The organism is Sphingobacterium sp. 18053, assembly GCF_902706145.1.
GTDB classification, from domain to species: domain Bacteria; phylum Bacteroidota; class Bacteroidia; order Sphingobacteriales; family Sphingobacteriaceae; genus Sphingobacterium; species Sphingobacterium paramultivorum.
This window is the reverse complement of the sequence record NZ_CACSJW010000004.1, coordinates 209,821-230,358: the sequence shown is the minus strand read 5'-3', so window position 1 is coordinate 230,358 and position 20,538 is coordinate 209,821. Positions and strand designations below refer to the sequence as shown.

Sequence of the window (20,538 nt, the reverse complement as noted above, 5' to 3'; positions counted from 1 at the left end):
TATGGCAGATAGCAATAATTGTTTCATGGTACTGTCTTTGCTAGCAAAGAGCATTTTAATATAATGAAATCGTATGCAATTGAGACAGGTTATCTCCCTTTTTTTTATACTGTTTGTCTTTGTAGGTTGTGATACCTCATTGATGGTTCAAGGTAGTGGTGTCTTGCGTGATGCCTCGCGTAGATTTGAACTTCGTAACGGCAATCGAACAGTCGTTTACATTCCAATGCGGCATCTGGGTACGCGTGTGTACTATGATCAAATCCAGCGTGCTGTAGATTCTCTTCAACATTTGGGCTATGTTGTTTTTTATGAAAGCATCGCTTATCAGGTGGATAGTGCGGCACAACGTGATCTGTATGACCGCAAATTTAGAAAGCTTACTGGTAATCGGCTAGGGTTGCAGCAATGTGTTGAAATACCGGGCGATACCTCCCGGGTTCTTCGGGCGCCCATTTACCGTAAACTGGGGCAGCGAATCATTAGTCAGCCCGATTATTCTTTTTTTCTGGTGAATTATGAAACGGCGGTGAATGCGGATATTCCCAAAAACAAATTGCTTGACGAGTTTGAATATTTGTATGGTGCAATCAGCCTGGATGATTGTGATTACAAAACACCGCTCCAGGAACCTTATTCCTGCAAACCTATAAAAGCAGCATTAAAAAACAAATTTGATAAAGAATTCGTCATGAAAAAAAGGGAAGAGAACCTGGCTTCGTTAGTTGCTGACGCTCCACAGCAAAAGATTTTAATCTTATTTGGAACCTCACATTTTAAAGGCTTTTTACGTAATTTGCAGGCTCGGGATCCCAAATGGATACAGATCAAATAGTATGCTAGGAAAACTATTCATTATACTGCTTATACCAGTAACCATTTATGTTGTTTATTACCTGTTAAATCGTACGGCCAAAAATAGCAAAGCCATTAAACGTGTATTAAGCGACGAAGGCAAGGAAATTCTAGAAAAAGAAGTTGCCTATTACCGCAATCTGTCCACTGCGGACAAAGCGGAATTTGAAACCCGCTGTTTAAAATTTTTGGATACGGTCAAGATTGAAGGTGTGGGTGTAACGGTTGAGCTGAAAGATTATATGATGATTGCCGCCAGTGCAATTATTCCAATATTTGCCTTTAAGAAATGGACTTATCCCAATTTGACCAATATTATGGTTTATCCTTCCCAATTCAATACTGCATATGAATTTGAAGGCCATGCTGACCGTAATATTATGGGTATGGTGGGTGAGGGAGCCATGAACGGACAAATGATATTGTCTAAATCGGCACTGGAGTATGGCTTTAAGAATCCAAAGGATGGACAGAATACAGCGATACACGAATTTGTGCACTTGATCGATAAAACCGATGGCACAGTGGATGGCATTCCCACACATTTGATGGATAAAGCTTCAGTCATTCCTTTTATGAATCTGATACGGGAAGAAATTACCAAGATAAAAGAAAATAAATCTGATATTGATGTATATGGCATGACCAATCCAGCTGAGTTTTTTGCGGTTGCGTCTGAATATTTCTTTGAGAACCCGGCGAAATTCAAGACCCATCATGCCGAGCTCTATAAAGCACTTTCTGAAATTTTTGAACAAAGTTAGTTATAGATAAATAAAATTTTAGTATTTTTAAGGCAAACAGAAGTTGTTTGCCTTTTTTCTGCGAGCACCCTGCTCCTGGGCTAGAAAGAAGATCATCGCTTCGCTAAAGTTTTGTTAATTATAACTGTTATGCCTAAAACTACAATTTATTCTTCTATTGCCCTGGCTTGTATGCTATTTTGTGGCAGTAATCCGGGATTTTCCCAGCGGCGTTTTGCTACAGGGACAACATTTACTGAAATGGCCGATCCCACAAAGGATACTTTATCCAACTGGTCGAATGTTAAAGCCGGTCTACATGCTTCGTTTGTATCGATAGACAAACGTTATCCCAAATCTGTTAATCCAAATCTGACAACACAACGTACGGCGACTGTGGATGCCTGGAAAGGTGAGCAAGTATCGGCGCAAGTATTGTTATGGACCAGTGCTGCCGCAGCAGATGTTGCTGTATCGGCAAGTGAATTAAAGTCTACAACAGGCAAGGTGATCGGTAGCGATGCGGTACAAGCACGTTTTGTTCGTTATGTCATGACTGATGAATTTGCAAGTGGTTGTGGCCATCGTAAACCAGAAGATTTTAAAGCCTCTCTGTCGGCAGATATGTTGGATGATCTGAAAAGCTATGACCTTGAAGCTAAGAAAGTCCGTCCTGTATGGATTACAGTAAAAGTTCCCAAAGAAGCTGCTGCTGGACAATATAAAACGACAATTTCGGTTAAGCAAAATGGTCAGGTAAAGGAACAGTTACAACTTACGGTCAATGTGCAAAATCATGTGCTGCCACCTGCATCCCAGTGGACTTATCATTTGGATCAATGGCAACACCCTTCTGCTGTGGCTCGCGTCAATAATGTGAAGATGTGGAGCGATGAGCATTTTGAAGCGTTGAAGCCTACTATGAAACAACTTGCAGCTGCAGGGCAAAAAGTGATTACTGCAACTTTAAATAAGGATGCCTGGAACGTACAGACGTATGATCCCTATGCAGATATGATCACCTGGAAGAAGGCAAAAGACGGTTCATGGACCTATGATTATACTGTTTTTGATCGGTGGGTAAACTTTATGATGGATTTGGGGGTCAACAAACAGATCAACTGCTATTCGCTTTTACCATGGAATAACGAGGTACATTATTTCGATGAGAGCAAAAATGAACTGGTCAATGTTATTGCGAAGCCCGGTACAGCTATATTCGAGGAACTATGGACGCCTTTCTTAAAGGATTTTAGTAAACACATTACCGCAAAGGGCTGGTTAAAGATTACCAATATTGCGATGGATGAAAGAGGCCGGGAGGAAATGGATCCAGCAATAGCATTGTTGGAAAAAGTAGCGCCTGAATTTGGTGTTGCATTTGCAGATAATCACAAAAGCTACCAACGCTATCATAAAAGTACCGATATCAGCGTTGCCGCTGGAGATCCTTTTGATCAGAAAGATCTCATTGAGCGACGTAAAAAAGGGTATATCACGACATTTTATGTTTGTTGTTCGGACGAATTCCCAAATCAATTCACGTTCTCGGATCCAGCAGAATCCACCTATATGGCTTGGTATGCGCTAGCGGCAGGCTTCGATGGAGCATTGCGTTGGGCATTTAACTCCTGGGTCAAAGATCCGCTGCATGATTCAAGGTTCCGTACCTGGCCAGCGGGAGACACTTATATTGTTTATCCACAAGGAAGAAGCTCTATCCGTTATGAGCGTATGTTGGAAGGTATTCAAGATTATACCAAAGTCGGCATTCTTAAAGCAAAGTTGGAGAAGTCAAAAGATCAAGCTAACCTTGCGAAGCTAAATGCAAAAATTGCAAAATTGAATACCGCTAAACGCTATGCGGACTGGAACAAAGATCTCAATGATGCGAAGCGTTTTGTCGATGAATTGTCGCGACAAATCAACTAAGGATTTATTAAGTCTATAATTTTAAAAAAGCTGTTTCAATCAATTTGAAACAGCTTTTTTGTTGATTACAATTTTTTTCTATTTTAAGTGCAGCGGATTATTGGCTGAAATTTTCGGGGCAGTGTCCTTGCTTCTCGTTGAGGCTATCCTTGCACATGCGATCATTTTATACGCTTGGGTAATACAGTATTGTTCAGGTAGTATCCCAAACCATTACGCTAAATTATTGTTGTTATTAAGTGGCGATAACATAATTTGCATAAGGTCGCTGTCACAAAATCTTAAATTATAGTATAAGTATGAAAAATGTAGCACACCAGATTGTGGGTCTTTTAAAGGATGCGGGAATTCAGCGTATTTATGCCGTAACGGGCGATAGTTTAAATTTTTTCAACGAAGCTGTTCATGCAGATGGAACGATGCAATGGATACATGTAAGACATGAGGAAGTGGGGGCATTTGCCGCAACGGCAGAGGCTGATTTGCACGGGATCGCCTGTTGTGCGGGAAGCAGTGGACCAGGACATGTGCATCTGATCAATGGGGTTTATGAAGCACACAAGACACGGGTACCCATGCTTGTGATCGCATCAACCTGTGCTACATACGAATTTGGAACCGATTATTTTCAAGAAACCAATCCAATCAAATTGTTTGATGATTGTTCTTGCTACAATCAAATGATCACTCGACCAGAGCAGGTGCAACGTATGGTGCAAAATGCATTACAACAGGCTATCTCTAAACGGGATGTGGCGGTTATCGGTTTGCCTGGTGATGTATCAGAAATGGAAGCGGTTCAAATGAATACCTCAACCAAGGTGTTTTTTACCGAGCCGCAAATTAGACCTTCGGAGATGGAAATTGGGCGATTAGCCCAATATATCAATCAAGCAGAAAAGATAACCTTGTTCTGTGGTGTGGGAGCCAAGAAAGCACAGGAGCAAATTGTAGCGTTATCACAAAAGATCCATGCGCCGGTGGGTTATTCATTTAAAGCAAAGTTGGATATTCAACGCGACAATCCCAATGAAATCGGCATGACCGGACTTTTGGGCATGGCGTCGGCATTTCAAAGCATGCACCATTCGGATCTTATTTTACTTTTGGGGACTGATTTTCCTTATAAGGATTTTATACCGACCAACAAAACCATTGTCCAGATTGATATTGAAGGTGAAAAGCTTGGTCGCAGGTCCATCGTAGACTATGGGCTTGTGGGGGATATCGAGCATACTTTAAAAGCGGTATTGCCTTTTGTGGAAGCGCGTTCGGATACAAAATTTCTGGAGAAGCAGCTTGCTTCTTATGCAAAGGTCAAGGAAGATCTCATGACTTATGTGGACGATTCGGGCAGTGAATGCGCGATACAGCCTGAATTTGTTGCGCATACCATTGATCAAAAAGCCAGTGATGATGCGATTTTTCTGCTTGATACCGGGATGTGCTGTGTGTGGGGAGCACGTTATATTAATCAGCGAAAGGATCGTATCATGCTGGGGTCTTTTAACCATGGGTCTATGGCTAATGCCATGCCAATGGCTATTGGAGCGGCATTGACACATCCTGAACGTCAGGTTATTGCTTTTTGTGGTGATGGGGGACTATCCATGTTGTTGGGGGATCTCGCAACAATAAAACAATATAACTTACCGATTAAAATCATCGTCTTTAACAACCGTGCACTTGGTATGGTTAAATTGGAAATGCAGGTATCAGGTCTGAAAGATCAGGAAACCAATATGGTCAATCCAGATTTTGCGATGATCGCTCAAGCGATGGGAATACGCGCATTTACGGTCACTCAGCCCCAAGAAGTGGATGCTGTTATCACTGAAGCTCTTGGTATGACGGACGAGCCTGTCCTGATCGATATATATACCAATCCCAATGCATTGGCTATGCCGCCCAAGATATCCTTCAGTCAAATGAAAGGGATGACAGAAAGTATGGCAAAATTAATGTTGTCGGGTAATTTCGAAGAAGTATGGGATACCATTAAGTCTAACTATAAACATTTGAAATCGCTTTAATCACTTGTGATATTCGAATTGTTAAACATATTAAAAGCCCCTCGAAGCATAACAGCTGAGGGGCTTGTTTTGTGTTAAAAGTGACTTGAATGTGTGGCTGTCAGACCATAATATGCTGATCAGCGGATAGTCGAAATTTGGAGGAAAATGTTATCTCAACATTGACGTTGAACAAACCAAAGACTTTTAAGTAATTCTTCTTTACAGCGTCTGAGTTTTTCAACTTTGGATTCGGAAGAAATGGTAACTTGCTCTTTAACAATAATAGCCAAGTCTGTTTCAATGGACAATTTTGTGAGTGATGTACATCCACTATCAAATTTCTTAAAGCTTACATCTTTCATACTAATATTGGTTAAGAATTCCTGAATTTTATAGAGTACAATTTACTAATAAAAATTAGCTTTACAATAAGCCAGCAATAATTTTATTGTTACTAAATTGTTTATTTTTAATAGCTTATATCGTGCTAAAATAATCGAGTGCTATCTAACTTATAAACAATATTTGCTTGCTTTTTGTTTTCTGAATTTTAAATTTTTAAATGTTAGTTATTTAAAACAAAATTTCTTTTGAATTGCTATCTATACTATCAAACAAAAAAACACGATGAGAATAAGAAATTTTGGATTTATAGTGCTGCTGTGTTGCGCTGCCTGCCATCAGGAACAAAAAAAACAGGATACTTCGGCGAAACTCGGTGACACTGTTCAAAGTACTCAACCATTGGATACCGGAAGTTTTCTTACAGGAAAGAGTACGTATCAATACCTTAAAAATGGCGATACCATTTCATTATCAATCACTGTTGATGGAGAAAAGGTTCAGGGTGATCTAAGCTATGCCTGGAAGGAAAAAGATCGTAATAAGGGACATATTGATGGTGTATTGAAGGGGGATATTTTAACTGCCGATTATACTTTTTCTTCTGAGGGACAGGAATCCGTCCGCCAGGTAATATTTAAACTATCCAAAGAGCGTGCACTGGAAGGTTATGGTGCGATGGAAGAGAAGGCTGGAAAAATGACTTTTGCCGATCCTAAAAAGATAGCTTTTGATGAGAAATTCGCGTTAGAAAATTTAGCGAAGGGCCAATGAGATCAGCTTGGGAATAAAAATTAAGAGGCCGATCAATAGTGCAGCGATGCTGCTGATCATCACTGCCGCTGCGGCAACATCTTTAATTTTTTTTATGTTTGGATTATCTTCAGGACAGATAAAGTCGGCTATATTTTCCAATGCGGTATTTAACAATTCACAGACAAATACAAAACCAATGGAAAAGAGTACAGCAATCCATTCGTAGGTACTTATGTGAAGCACAAATGACAGGGTAATGGCAATAATGGCCGCTATACAATGCACCCTGAAATTATGTTCTTCCTGCCAGGCTGTTTTTAGCCCACTGAACGCATAGTGAAAACTCTTTAATCTAGCACGAAATGAAAAGTTGTTTTTGGCCATAGTTGTCCTACTATTTTCTGTAAAGATAGCGCTTTCTGCTTATCTTGGCATACTGGATTTTTTATTGTATTTAGTCCGAGTTATTCCTTTGCCATATCCATCTGATCAGCTTTCTTGTTCATCCTTTTTACTTTATGGGGCTTTTATTACAAATGCAGCTTAATTTTGATTAAATTGCTGTATGATCTATAATTTTGATAAAACGATTGTTCGTCGTGGTACCGATTCGGTCAAATGGAATCAACATGATTATGACGATTTGATTCCACTCTGGGTTGCGGATATGGACTTTCCAGCAGCACAACCTGTTGTGGATGCACTTGCACAACGGGTTCAACATGCTGTATATGGATATGCCACTATTCCAGATACTTTTTACAGCGCGGTTATGAGCTGGTCTTCGCAGCGGCATAAATTTGTACTTCAGCCGGAATGGATACTTCCTGTGATCGGTGTCGTACCGGCGCTCTCGGCTTTGGTTAGCGCATTTACCTCACCCGGTGACAAGGTTTTGGTTCAAGAGCCTGTATATCATTGTTTTTTTTCTTCAATAGAACGCAATCAAGCTGAGGTGGTTTCCAATGACTTGATTTACCGCAATGGTGAGTATGCCATTGATTTTGAAGATTTTGAATATAAAGCAAGTGATCCGAAAGTCAAGTTATTTATTTTATGTAGCCCACATAACCCCGCTGGCCGTGTTTGGACTAGAGCTGAGCTTGAACGTCTCGGTGAAATCTGTTTGCGGCACCAGGTTTTAGTCATTTCGGATGAAATTCATTGTGATCTGGTATTTGAGGGCCATACACATATTCCTTTTGGAAGCCTCAGTGCGGCCTTTTTGGCGAATTCGATTACCTGTGTAGCACCGAGTAAAACCTTTAATTTGGCAGGACTCCAGGTCGCTACGGTCTTCGTGGCCGATCCTGAACTCAAAAGGAAAGTGCAGCAGGCTTTCTTAGCCAACGAGATAAGTAGCATAAGTCCCTTTGCCATTACAGGTCTGATCGCTGCGTATGAGTCGGGGGGAGAATGGTTGGATCAAGCTTTAAGCTACATTCATGCGAATTATGTTTATCTGAAAGGCTTTATGGCTGAATACCTGCCTGCTTTGCATGTGCTTCCTTTGGAGGGTACTTATCTGGTATGGGTAGATTGCGCCGCTTTGGGGATTTCAAGTCGAAAATTGGGGCAGCTCTTATTGGACGAGGTACATGTACAGGTCAATGTCGGTGCGATGTATGGCAAGGGAAGCGACGCCTTTATTCGCCTCAACATTGCTTGTTCAAGGGAAGTTTTGACAACAGGCTTGTTGCGTTTGAAGACTGTTTTCTCCTCTTTACTGCAAGGAGCAAAATAGTATACGAATAGATGCTGCGTTGGTAGATGAATAGGTTCCGATTTACGGAGAGTTCTTCGTTCATAGTATCATGCCGCCGAGCGAAAAGGAAATAGCGTAATGAACAAAAAAATCCGCTGTATCTCTCGATGTAGCGGATTTTTTGAAGTTTGTTTAGACCCTATTAAATACCCATTTCTTTCAGAATGAAATGCGCGTTGTCAATTTTATCGGCAACCCAGAGGACATAACGAATGTCGACTCCGATGGATCTGCTGTAACTCTCGTTCCAAGCGAAATCATTAATTGTTGCGTCATAAGCACGGTCAAAATTTACACCAATTAATTCACCATTGGCATTCATTATTGGAGATCCTGAATTTCCGCCTGTAGTATCCATATCATATAAGATATTGACCGGCACAGATCCCAGATCTTTTTGAAGATAAGGACCAAAATTCTTATTGAGGTAAGCTGTCTTGATTTCTTGCGGGTAGTCAAATTCTGCTAAACCAAGATTTCCTTTTTGAATGATTCCTTCGATTGTCGTGAATGGCTTCATATAAGTTGCATCAGCAGGAGAGTAGCCTTTGATGTGCCCATACGTCAGACGTAAGGTTGAGTTTGCATCAGGAATAAAGTTTTTGGCCTGAAAAATTTCCTTGACGGCAACATAATCGCCCATTAATTTGTTCAGTACCCCTTCACGTCGTTTTTGTTCAGCAGCGAACTGGACAATATCATTGTTCAATTTGCCCTGGAAATCCAATAATTTGTCGTCAAATTTCTGAAGTGCATCGGCATTGGCCAAGACAGTATTTAGTATGTAATTTTGATCGCCAAGTTTACTGTTCTGAATAATCTCTGTTGCAAATTCTTGTGCGGTAGCCGTATTAAATTGTAATTTCTGAATGGAAGCCAATTGATTTTTACCTTGGAATGCGATGGCATCTTCCAACATTCTGGAGAAAATACGCTGATCAGCCTGCTTATTGTAGCTTTCGTAGGTTTCTTTAACAGCGGTTTTTAATTTTTCGATATTCAGATCGAAAAGCTGCTTGGTAGCTTGGGAAGATTTTTCCTTTGTCAAGTTGGTTTTCAGAACGTTTAGGTCGCGGGCTACTTTCAATAAGCTCGTACTATTGTAAATATTATTGATCCAAAGTTCTTTCAGGGCATCTTGATCACTCAGCTGATAATAGGCGTCAATATCAGTGAGTAGACTTCCATATTTGTTTTTCAGTTCGGGTTTACTTAAGATAAACGCCGCCAGTGCTTCGTCTTCTTGTTTTTTTGTCGATAGCAAGTCGATTCCTCGTAAACCCTTGAGTTTACCACGATAGTTTTTCAATACATTCGCATTACGTTTTATGCGTGTTGCCAAGGACAAGGCGATATCGGTATTATCTTTTCCTGCTTCCTCCATCTGTTTATTTTGGAAATCATACAGGTTGGATACGTAAGGCAAAAGGTATTCCTGTTGATATTGAATATATTGTGCTGGTCTGTGTCGGAATGTTTTTCCGGGATAACCAAGGATAAAGGTGAAATCATTTTCCCGGACACCATTTGGATTGACTTTAAGGTGTTTTTTGGGCTGGTAAGGAACGTTGTCTTTAGAATAAGGTGCAGATTTTCCGTTTTTGCCGACATAAGCTCTCAGAAAAGAATAATCTCCGGTGTGGCGTGGCCATACCCAGTTATCTGTCTCTCCACCAAATTCACCGATGTTTTGACGTGGAATATAAACTAAACGAACGTCTTCGATTGTTTTATAACGGAATAGGACATAACTTTTACCGATAAACATTTCCGATACTTCAGCTTTAATCGTGGGATCTTCTTTTTCCGCTTGTTTAACCAGTTCTTGTTGTTTACGTTTAATCGTATTGATACGCTCTACCGGGTCACTGATGTTGGCGACAGCATTTAATATTTTAGCGGAAACATCCTCATAAGAATCGGTAATTCTTATTTTTAATCCTTTTGCCTCAATTTCCTGTTCTTGATTTTGTGCGACAAAACCGTTTTTTAAGTAATTGTTGATTGCAGTACTGGCAAGTTGAACGGCAGAAAAAGCACAGTGGTGATTGGTAACGATCAGACCACGGTTTGAGACAAACGACCCTGTACATCCACTGACTTGAACCAGGGCATCTACCAGTCCGACCTGACCGGGATTGTAGATATCTTTCTCACTGATCTTTAACCCAGCTTTCTTCAATCCAGCTCTATTTAATTCGCTCAATGGAAACATTCCCTCATCGGGATTTGCCTTGCTGTAAGGACTGTTTGCCATGGTTAAGAATAAAGCTAGTGCAATTGTCGTACGATTTATAAACTTCATAGGATTTTAACTATCAACTGTTGTAAATCTCCAAATTTAAGAAAAGCATTTTGATGAAATCGATTTTTTATGTGAACTAATGTAACAATAGTGGATATACTGGATCTTTTTGGCAAGGTATTTATTGTATAATCGGCAGGCCAAATGCTCCTGTTGACTTTAATTATAAAGGATTTGACATTGGTTTACGACAGGATTCGTAATTTTGTGCTTTAAAGATAGTAAGATGACCTTAATCCAACTGGAATATATTGTAGCTGTTGATACCTACCGAAGTTTTGTTGCAGCTGCAGAAAAATGTTTTGTCACGCAACCGACGTTGAGCATGCAAATACAAAAACTTGAAGAGTCTTTAGGGGCAAAAATCTTCGACCGGAGCCGTCAGCCTGTTGTTCCTACAGAAATCGGCGAGAAAATTATTCTTCAAGCTCGATTGGTATTGACGGAAAGCCGAAAGATCAATGAGATTGTACAAGATAAAAAAGGGGAAATTGAGGGTACACTAAGGGTCGGTGTTATCCCGACAATCGCACCTTATTTACTTCCGAATGTGCTGACCACATTTATGGAGAAATATCCGAAACTACAATTGCAGATATGGGAATATACGACAGAACGGATTGTGCATGAATTGAAGGTCGGACTTTTGGACTGTGGTGTGCTATCTACTCCCTTAAATGATCCCGGGATTTTGGAATCACCCTTATTTTACGAGAATTTTGTTGCCTATATTTCAGCCAATAGTCCACTGTTTCCAAAAAAGATACTGAGTGGTGATGATATTGCCGATGATAAACTTTGGTTGCTCAATGAAGGACATTGTATGCGCGGGCAGGTGCTTAATATTTGTCATCACAAACATAATCAAGATCTTACAGGGCGATTTGAGTATAATACGGGTAGCGTAGAGACCCTAAAACGTATGGTAGATATCAACGACGGAATCACGATATTGCCTGAGTTGTCGATTTGGGATTATTCCGATGAACAATTGGATAGGATCCGTTATTTCAAATCACCGGAACCAGTACGGGAGATATCATTGGTGACGACGCAAAATTATGTAAAGAGACATGCAATTCAGGCCTTAGAAAAAGAAATATTGGCCGTAGTACCCGATAAATTCAAAACAAAAAAGAAAAAGGAAGTGTTGAGCTTTCAATAGAACGATATGAGAAACCTCAAAAGACGTTTTTTTAAAAAAATAGACCAGATCAATCAATGGCGAATGAAGAAAGTTTCTAACCGGAACTTTATCATTATACTCGCGTTTTTGGTTGGAATTGTTGGTGGTATTATGGCATCTGTGCTAAAAAGATTAACCCATTTTATTGCAACGACTATACAGGATGATATCGATTGGAAAGTAAAGTACTCGGTTTACTTGATTTTTCCATTGATCGGGATTCTGCTCAGCGTGTTTTTTGTTCGCAAATTTTTGAAAGGGAAGAAGATGGAGCACGGGATTACCCCGATTATTTATGCCATCAGTCGGAAAGGCAGCCGATTGGATCCCAGCAATATTTATTCTCAGGTGGTGACATCGGCTATTACCGTTGGCTTTGGCGGGTCCTGTGGTTTGGAAGCTCCTGTTGCTTTGGGTGGTTCTTCTATCGGTTCTAATATCGCCCGTTTCTTTGGATTGCAGTATAAGGAAGTTACCATGTTATTGGCTTGTGGTGCAGCTGCAGGAATTTCAGGCGCCTTCAACAGCCCTTTGGCAGGAATGATTTTTGCTATCGAGATCTTGCTTCCCGAATTTTCAATTCCAGTGTTCATTCCTTTGCTGATCTCATCGGCATTGGCTTCTGTTGTCTCTCGGGTGCTTTATAATGAACCCTTATTCAGTACGTTCAATTCCGATTGGCAAGTTTCGGCATTGTTGTTTTATTTGCTATTAGCTGTGCTGATTGGGCTTTATACGATTTACTTTGCACGTGTTTCCAGGAGTGTGGGGAAATGGTTTTCTAAGATTAAGAATCCCTATAATAAAGTGTGGGTCAGTGGTATTGCCTTAGGTCTGATGATTTTTGTATTCCCAGCGCTGTATGGTGAGGGCTATATTACCATTCAGCAGATTCTCAATGGTCAGTTTAACTCGATTGTTAAGAACAGCTTGTTCTCAGACTACAAGGATATGGGATTAGTCGTCCTGGGCTATACGATATTGACTTTATTTGGAAAATCCCTTGCTGCATTATTTACCTTAAATGGCGGTGGAAATGGTGGGGTATTTGGGCCAAGTTTAGTGATGGGAGGTCTGTTGGGCTTTGCATTTTCTTATGGTGTAAACTTGACGGGAATTGCCGAGTTAAATGTACCAAATTTTGTGGTAGCGGGGATGGCCGGTGCGTTGAGTGGAATTATGCATGCGCCGTTGACGGGCATATTTTTGATTGCAGAAGTGACGGGAGGTTATACTTTGATGGTTCCATTGATGCTGGTTTGTTCCATTTCCTATTTGATTAATCGGTCGGTTTTAAAGCATTCCATTTACACCAAGGTATTGGCGGAGTCTGGTGATCTAATTTCTTATGAAGACAAGGATCGATCCGTGTTAAGTATGATGCGGATAAAATATGTATTGGAAACTAATTTTGTGATCTTACGCCCTGACGAAACACCAAAAGGTCGACAAACCGACATCATCCATAGTAAACGCAATATCTTTCCGGTGGTGGATTACGAAGGGAAATTTATGGGGCTTCTTTATAGCGAGTTTCTATTTTCGGTATTATTGGGCGAAGTGGATGGGGGAGATACGACCTTTGAAAAATTAGCTCAGAAGCCAAATGATACGGTAGGAATCAATGAAAACATGGAAATTGTGATGGCTAAAATGAATAAGGACGACACGTGGATACTTCCAGTTTTAGGGGATGAAAATAAGTATATGGGCTTTGTTTCCAAATCGAGTGTATTCAACAAATATCGTGCGTTACTGATACGTCAGGGGCATTATTTGGAATAAATCGAGTACACATTGTTAGAACTCGAAATGAACCGTGTTCGGATAGGCTTCCTTGGGTTGGCTTTAAACCCAAGGAAGTATAGCAAATTTTTTAACCGCGTAAAGCCATTATCTTTGTGACATATTTTCCGATAATATCAAACTCCAAGTTGACTGTGCTACCCACTTCAACTTGTTGCAAGTTGGTATGCTCTAGTGTATACGGAATGATAGCAACGGAAAACTGATCGTCTTTAGAGTCTACTACGGTCAAGCTGATACCATTTACGGTAATAGATCCTTTTTCTACGGTGATATTTTGTTTGGAAACATCATATTGAAAGGTAAAAATAAAACTACCATTTTCATCTTTCTTTTGGATACAACGCGCAGTCTGATCCACATGTCCCTGGACGATATGTCCATCAAATCTTCCGCCTGCCAAAGTACAACGTTCCAGATTGATCAGGTCGCCCACCTTTAATTGAGCGAGATTTGTCTTCTGTAGGGTTTCATCAATTGCCGTAACTTTATGTAGATCATTGTTCAATCCCACAACGGTAAGGCAAACGCCATTATGGCTTACACTCTGGTCTATTTTAAGTTCATTGGAAATAGCAGAACTGACGTAAAAATGGATATTGCTTTTTTCCTGTTCGATATTTTCTATTTTTCCTAGGGTTTCTATGATTCCAGTAAACATGATATTTTTTTTGATTTATTCCAAAGTTACTAAATAATTAAATGAAATATCGCTGTTTAGATAGCACAAATACTGTCGCGATAAATCATGCCTATGCAAATTGAAACTAAACTTGATATTCAAGCCAATTGGATCGCTAAAAGGAGCTTTAAAAAGGGCAACCCCTAATTTCGAGCCTGTCTATTGAGCCAATTGAGTCTATAAAGAAAAGATTAATTGATAAAATGATGCAATGAGGTGACAGATCATTCTATAGTAAATTTAAATAATGCAATGGTTAAATACTGTGGTTGGGACTAGCTGAGCGAAGCTACCAAAAAAATAGCCTGTTGAAAAATGCAAAAAGATTGTAGTGTACATTGTACACTTACTATTCCTTTTGTGATTGCTGTGCTAAAACAAATTTATGGGAGTTGAAAAAAAATATAACAAAATTTTTGTTTATATCATTTGAACCACTATCTTTGTCCTAGGTTTAGGTTGATTGCCTCTTACAAAGAGGTATTTATAAAAGCTTAGCAGGTCGCCCGACCGAATGCTAAGCTTTTTTTTGTGATCATTTTTTTTTGATTATTATTCCCATAAACACTTAATAGCAAGTTGTTTACTTTCTTTTATAAAATTCTGGGATGGGGATGCGGGCTGTGTGGTAGCAGTTAACTTTTGAAGGCATACCATGCTGTCAGCATTAGCATGGTGAGGTATTCAAATTTTTTCGATTTGAAACGTTCTTTTAAGGCATGTAATGCTTTGGATCTCGCATAATAGATGGTTGATGCGGTTGTGTTCAATGTTTCGCAAATTTCATCTGTATTCAAGCCTTCCAAAAAACTGAGCTTGCAGATCTGAGCTTGTTGTTTGGGAAGCAAATTGATTTCAGCAAGTAACAACTCGGTGAGTTCTGTTCGGAATATCTTCTTGAGTACATCTTCATCTGGAACCGACATATGCTGAAGAATATCGAGCTCCTCTTTCCGTATTTTGAATTGAGTAGTTCTTTGCATATCGATACAGGCATTTTTAGTAGCGATAAAAAGAAAGGCTTTAAGGCTTTCATAATTCTCTACCTTTTGTCTATTATTCCAGAGTTTAACAAAAACATCTGAGACAATTTCCTCGGCATCGGTTTTGTTACGGAGGTAGGAAAAGGCAAAATAGCGTAAAGAATGACCAAAATGATCCATAAAAAAGCATAAAGCCATTTCATCACCTTCTTTCAGTGTATTGATGTATGATTCTATTTGCCGCATACTTGGTTATTGATCGTTTTACGTTGGCCGTCGGAATATGTTATATTCCTGTGTGGTCAATACGTCATTCAATAGGTAAATTCACATAAGAGCCCCGCTATGGATTGCTTGGCTAAATTACATAAAAAACTTGGGTTGTCATGATTCAATCCGGACAACCCAAGTTTTTTAAGATTAAAAAATTAAGAAAGAAATCGATTTATTTTTTAATCATCTTATTCGCTACAATCTCCCATTCCTGTATATGAGCAGGCTGGTGTTCATTATTGACAATTTCATCGAAATGCTGCAGCATTTGTGGGTGCTGTACCGCGATATCTTTTTCTTCCCAAGGGTCTGTTGTTAAATCATATAATTGCCATTTTGCTTTGGGGTTTTTCTTCAGATCGAGTTTGACTGCCTTCCAGCGTCCTTCGCGTATGGCGATCTGGCCGCCCTTTTCTGGATATTCGAAATAAAGATATTGATGTTTTTGTTGGTTCTTTTCACCCAGCCAGGTTGGAAGGAGGGAGAGCCCATTGCTGTGGCCGGGGCTTTGTTGAACCAGCTGAGCGAAGGTAGCCATGAGATCGTACTGGGCCGAAATCAAGTCTGTTTCGGAATTCGCTTTGATGCGGTTGGGCCACCTGACAATTAACGGAACTTTGATACCGCCTTCAAAAACATCCATTTTCAATCCTCTAAGTGAATCGACACTGCGAAAAAAACGATAATCTATACCCCCATTAAAACCAGTTCCGTTGTCACTGGAGAACAAAATAATGGTATTGTCATCTATTCCCAATGATTTGATATGCTTCATAATCGTGCCGACCTGGTCATCCAGATAGGTGATCATACCGGCATAGGTTGCTCTTGGATAGGGGGTAGCCGTATAGCCGTCCTGTCCGTAATAAGGTTTATCATGGAAGAGGTCCTTATATTTATCTACATATTCCTGGGGAACTTGTAGTGATAAGTGCGGCAATGTATAAGGAAGGTATAAGAAAAAAGGTTTGTGTTGGTTTTTGTCGATAAAAGCCAGTGCTTTCTCTGTCATTAGTTCAGGTGCATATTCCTTACCGTCAAACTGTTTGAATTCCTCCGCCGTGGCCTTACTGGAATCCAAAGGAGAATGGACAAATTTTTCCTTGTTTTGAAGGGGATATTTTGTTCCATTTTCCCAAAGATGTGTTGGGTAGTAATTGTGTGCCTGTTTTTGGTCCAGGTAACCAAAGAAATAGTCAAATCCCTGTTTATTGGGGCTTCCGGTGGAATTATTCATCCCAAGTCCCCACTTTCCAATGGCAGCGGTCTGATAACCAGCTTTTTTAAATAGGTGAGCCATGGTATATGTTCCTTCAGGTAGTGGCATCTGGCCACCCTCGAGGCTATCTGCGAAACCGCCCAATTCATAATTTCCACGAATATAAGATTGGCCTCCATGCTTGCCTGTTAATAACATGCAACGGGCTGGGGCGCATACTGGAGTACTTGTATAGTGGTTTATAAAGCGTAAACCTTCATGTGCCAGCTGTTGGATATGTGGTGTTTTGATCAATCGTTGTCCATAGGGCTCAGTTTCGGCATAACCTAAATCGTCCGCATAAAAAAATATAATATTGGGCAATTTATGCTGCTTTTTCTTTTGTTGTGCAAAAAGAGTCCCCCATCCGAGGAGGATGAGGGAGAGTCCAACTTTTAGTTTCATTTTTTACGTTCTCCTTCCAATAATTGCTTGAGTTCAGCGACCTTTTCTGGATATTTTGAAGCCACATTATTCTTTTCGCCGATATCATTTTTAAGATCGTATAACTGATCTTCCGGAAGACTTCCTGTTTCAGTATCGGTTAATTTCATGTAGGGGGAACCTTTGCTTGGCGCAATATATTTCCATTCGTCCTTTACGATGGCAAGTGTCTGTGCATGCTGAACCATACTGCTACGTCCCTTATTATCTTGACCGGTTAAGGTTTTCAAGAGTGGCGCGCTGTCTTTTGCTTCATCTGCCTTTAGTGGAACATCCAATAATTGGGCACTTGTTGCCAAGAGGTCTATTTGGCTGATCAATGCATTGGAAACTTTTCCCTGTGCAACGCCCTTGCCACTTACGATAAAGGGTACGCGAGTTCCGCCTTCGAAGATGCTATATTTGCCACCGCGTAGTGGACCTGCGGGTAAATGGCCATTTTGCTGGGCCACAGCGCCATCCATATAGCCGTCGTCGAGAACGGGGCCGTTGTCGCTGCTGAAAATTATAATCGTGTTTTTGTCAAGTCCCAAAAGTTGCAATTGCTGTTGAATTTGTCCGACGGTCCAATCCAATTGAAGAATTGCATCGCCGCGGTAGCCGAGTTTGCTTTTACCTTTAAATTGTGTTGCGGGCATGCGAGGGACGTGTGGTTCTGTCAAGCAGAAGTAGAGAAAGAACGGTTTGTTTTGATGTTGCGAAATAAAGTCCTGGGCTTTGTGAAGAAATGTTGTGGAAACTTCTTCATCTACCCATCTGGCACGTGTTCCACCGCTCATGTAACCGATTCTTCCGATACCGTTGACAATAGTTTGATTATGTCCCTGGCCAGGTGAAGAATGCATTTTGAGCAGTTCGGGATGCTCTTTTCCTGTGGGGTCGTTACCTATTTTCTTTTCATAGTCGACCAGGATTGGATCATTGGCCTCTGCAGCCACGACCTGATCATTTTCAAGGAACACCGTTGGGACGCGATCTGCTGTTGCAGGAAAAATGAATGAATAGTCGAAACCTACATCATTAGGCCCGGGTTTTATTGGTGCATTCCAGTCTTTTTGGACCTGATTTCCGAGTCCCATATGCCATTTGCCAACAATGGCAGTAGCGTAGCCCGCATGTTTAAATACTTTGGGTAAGGTGATTTTATCAGTAGGAACGATTAGCTTGGCATCTCCGGGCAGAATGCCTGTTCCTTCCTGACGCCATGGATACGTTCCGGTCATCAATGCAAAACGGGAAGGGGTACAGGTTGCCGAAGTACTATGAGCATTGGTAAATCGTACGCCACTTTGGGCGAGCTTATCCAGGTTGGGGGTTTCGATCTGTTTGGCACCATAGCTGCTTAAATCACCAAAACCAAGGTCGTCAGCATAAATATAGATCACATTCGGTTTACTAGCCTTTTGGGCAAAACTAACCGTGGGGAGCGCTGCGAAAAGGCTCGAGGAGAGTAATAACGTTAGGGATAGTGGCTTCTTCATATACGTTAAGTTTTGTTTAAAGGGTATCGTTTGACAATTGACGATACCCAAGATACTATTTTAAATTTGGATTGATATTAACTTCATTTTGTGGAATTGGCCAATGTTCATCTTGGCCAGCTCGGAAGGACTTGCTGGTCACATACCATCGGCTATAAGGGTCTTTACTTCCACCGGATTTTATACGAAGATTTTTCGCATTTGGAAATGGAGCGCCATAAAAGTCACCTTTCAGTACATCCTTTGCGATACCCCAACGTAGTAAATCCCAATAACGTAGTCCTTCCAATGCGAGTTCAATACGTCTTTCGTTGCGTAACGTCGTACGCAAGGAGGTACTACTTTGGACGTTAATGGCTGGCATATTAACGCTGCTTCTTTTTCTGACAGCGTTGATGGTTTTGTCCAGTAGGTCGCTGGTAATAGGATCTCCATTTTCGAGTTTGGCTTCAAGGTAACTCAGGAGAACTTCGGCGTAGCGTACAATAGGAACGTCGGCTCCAGAGTTTTGTAAGTTTCCACTAAACCCTTCGTCGTTGAACTTGCGTAATCCGTAGCCCGTACGTGTGGCCTGTTTTGTGGTTGTCAATTGGTCGATAGATAGGGTGGAGTCGGGGTGAGACGTATATTTAAGGTTTTTGAAACGGTCACCATTCGTTATCACCGTGAAGGCTAAACGCGGATCCCGGTTTTTGCTGATGTCTTGCGCATTATACCGCGCATCATCGTACGAAAATGCCGTTCCATCGGTGAAACCATAGCTTTCTACAAGACTACCGAGCGGGCAGTGAAGATGCCAGCCGCCTGCGATTGCCGGAAAATTGTGCTGAAACATACCGTTTCCGGCAAGATCAACCAAGTACTGCGTGGCAAAAATAATCTCTTTGCTCGTTTCGTTGGTTCCATTAAACAAGCCTGAATAGTTAGGATCTATGCTATTTTCATTGGCATTGATGATCTGCTCATAGCTTTTGATAGCGTCGGCGTAAGATTTTTCTGCCAGTTGGATGCGTCCAAGGAAAGCGAGGGCTGCCTGTTTACTTGCGCGGCCCCGTTCTGCGGTAGTCAATTTGCCATAACTAGGTAAGTCGTTTGCTGCTTCCTGCAATTCACGCGCGACAAATGTAACCAATTCCTGTTTTTTCGCTTTGGAAACCTGATTTGCTTCACTGGGTGTTAAAGTTTTGGTAACTAAAGGGGCATCACCCCAGTATTGGGACAGGTAGAAATATTGGCAAGCACGAATAAACCGAGCTTCTGCTTTAAATCGTGCGAGTAGATCTGCTGAAATAGGAGTTTTATCTATGTTTTCAAGAAAATAATTTACACGGGCGATTTTCTTGTAGGTATACATCCAATAATTGTCTAAGTTGCTATTATTGCTTGTCAAGGTACCATGGGATAGTTTATTGAAAACCGAATTATCACCACGTCTATCGTAGGCATTGTCCGAAGCAAACTCCAGGTAAAGAAGTCCGTTATAGGACCACCAATCTGTGGGGCTGAATTCGGCGAGGGAGTTCATTTGTATTTCCGCTTTGTATAATCCTGTCAGCGCTGCTCGAGCATTCGTTTCGTTTGTCCAAAAGGTTTCGTTGGCAAATTTATCCAGTGGATTGGTTTCCAATTGTTTTTTGCAACTGGTACTTAGGCTTGATGCAAAAAGAATGCATAAGGCCAATTTTATAGGTTTGTATGAGATGTGTATCATG

At 40.8% G+C, this 20,538-nt stretch carries 16 protein-coding genes; 8 read left to right on the top strand and 8 right to left on the bottom strand.

Translation table 11 applies throughout. The annotated features are described in order from the left end of the window. Nucleotides 1-73: 73 nt before the first annotated feature. The 4 genes from GVK91_RS10850 to GVK91_RS10835 all read left to right on the top strand — a co-directional run bounded on the left by GVK91_RS10850 (nt 74) and on the right by GVK91_RS10835 (nt 5,563). A complete protein-coding gene (locus GVK91_RS10850) occupies nt 74-835 on the top strand; it encodes a hypothetical protein (protein WP_159728665.1) in 762 nt (253 codons plus the stop codon). A gap of 1 nt (nt 836) precedes the next feature. Next, the gene (locus GVK91_RS10845) at nt 837-1,619 is read left to right on the top strand and encodes a zinc-dependent peptidase (protein ID WP_159728663.1); all 783 of its coding nucleotides are present in this window, start codon (nt 837-839) and stop codon (nt 1,617-1,619) included. 129 nt (nt 1,620-1,748) lie between these two features. Beyond that, nucleotides 1,749-3,530: a DUF4091 domain-containing protein gene (locus GVK91_RS10840; RefSeq protein ID WP_200845594.1), complete on the top strand. Its 1,782-nt coding sequence runs from the start codon at nt 1,749-1,751 to the stop codon at nt 3,528-3,530. A gap of 299 nt (nt 3,531-3,829) precedes the next feature. Further along, nucleotides 3,830-5,563, top strand: a complete 1,734-nt coding sequence (locus tag GVK91_RS10835; protein WP_159728661.1) for a thiamine pyrophosphate-dependent enzyme — start codon at nt 3,830-3,832, stop codon at nt 5,561-5,563. Between the two features lie 155 nt (nt 5,564-5,718). On the opposite strand, the gene GVK91_RS10830 is transcribed toward GVK91_RS10835, so the two are convergent. Continuing rightward, entirely contained in the window at nt 5,719-5,907 is a 189-nt protein-coding gene (locus GVK91_RS10830; protein WP_075992013.1) for a hypothetical protein, read from the bottom strand. Between the two features lie 265 nt (nt 5,908-6,172). On the opposite strand from GVK91_RS10830, the gene GVK91_RS10825 reads away from it, so the two are divergent. Then, nucleotides 6,173-6,661, top strand: a complete 489-nt coding sequence (locus GVK91_RS10825) for a hypothetical protein (protein ID WP_159728659.1) — start codon at nt 6,173-6,175, stop codon at nt 6,659-6,661. On the opposite strand, the gene GVK91_RS10820 is transcribed toward GVK91_RS10825, so the two are convergent. Further along, on the bottom strand, nt 6,644-7,027 hold the full coding sequence (locus GVK91_RS10820; protein WP_159728656.1) for a diacylglycerol kinase: 384 nt from the start codon (nt 7,025-7,027) through the stop codon (nt 6,644-6,646). The genes GVK91_RS10825 and GVK91_RS10820 overlap by 18 nt on opposite strands. A gap of 181 nt (nt 7,028-7,208) precedes the next feature. Between GVK91_RS10820 and GVK91_RS10815 the strand changes: the two genes are divergently transcribed. Further along, nucleotides 7,209-8,387 (top strand): MalY/PatB family protein, encoded by a 1,179-nt coding sequence (locus GVK91_RS10815; protein WP_159728654.1) that lies wholly within the window; start codon nt 7,209-7,211, stop codon nt 8,385-8,387. Nucleotides 8,388-8,550: 163 nt separating this feature from the next. Here GVK91_RS10815 and GVK91_RS10810 read toward each other — a convergent pair whose 3' ends face one another. Next, complete coding sequence (locus tag GVK91_RS10810; protein ID WP_369073909.1) at nt 8,551-10,665, bottom strand: S46 family peptidase; 2,115 nt, start codon at nt 10,663-10,665, stop codon at nt 8,551-8,553. 274 nt (nt 10,666-10,939) lie between these two features. Here GVK91_RS10810 and GVK91_RS10805 point away from each other — a divergent pair, with 274 nt between their 5' ends. After that, nucleotides 10,940-11,878 (top strand): hydrogen peroxide-inducible genes activator, encoded by a 939-nt coding sequence (locus GVK91_RS10805; protein WP_153846899.1) that lies wholly within the window; start codon nt 10,940-10,942, stop codon nt 11,876-11,878. Nucleotides 11,879-11,884: 6 nt separating this feature from the next. Further along, nucleotides 11,885-13,684 carry a chloride channel protein gene (locus GVK91_RS10800; protein WP_075992018.1) on the top strand — a complete coding sequence of 600 codons (1,800 nt, stop codon included), beginning with the start codon at nt 11,885-11,887 and terminating at the stop codon, nt 13,682-13,684. Nucleotides 13,685-13,775: 91 nt separating this feature from the next. Here the strand turns inward: GVK91_RS10800 and GVK91_RS10795 are convergent, their stop codons facing one another. From GVK91_RS10795 to GVK91_RS10775, 5 genes are all read right to left on the bottom strand, one after another. After that, the gene (locus GVK91_RS10795; RefSeq protein WP_153846901.1) at nt 13,776-14,366 is read right to left on the bottom strand and encodes a riboflavin synthase; all 591 of its coding nucleotides are present in this window, start codon (nt 14,364-14,366) and stop codon (nt 13,776-13,778) included. A 656-nt stretch (nt 14,367-15,022) separates the two neighbouring features. After that, on the bottom strand, nt 15,023-15,616 hold the full coding sequence (locus tag GVK91_RS10790) for an RNA polymerase sigma factor (RefSeq protein WP_159728650.1): 594 nt from the start codon (nt 15,614-15,616) through the stop codon (nt 15,023-15,025). Nucleotides 15,617-15,815: 199 nt separating this feature from the next. Continuing rightward, nucleotides 15,816-17,306 (bottom strand): arylsulfatase, encoded by a 1,491-nt coding sequence (locus GVK91_RS10785; RefSeq protein WP_159728648.1) that lies wholly within the window; start codon nt 17,304-17,306, stop codon nt 15,816-15,818. Next, nucleotides 17,303-18,826: a sulfatase-like hydrolase/transferase gene (locus GVK91_RS10780; protein WP_088161080.1), complete on the bottom strand. Its 1,524-nt coding sequence runs from the start codon at nt 18,824-18,826 to the stop codon at nt 17,303-17,305. The genes GVK91_RS10785 and GVK91_RS10780 overlap by 4 nt, the downstream gene beginning before the upstream one ends. Nucleotides 18,827-18,881: 55 nt before the next feature. Continuing rightward, nucleotides 18,882-20,537, bottom strand: a complete 1,656-nt coding sequence (locus tag GVK91_RS10775) for a RagB/SusD family nutrient uptake outer membrane protein (protein WP_159728645.1) — start codon at nt 20,535-20,537, stop codon at nt 18,882-18,884. Between the last annotated feature and the right edge of the window lies 1 nt (nt 20,538).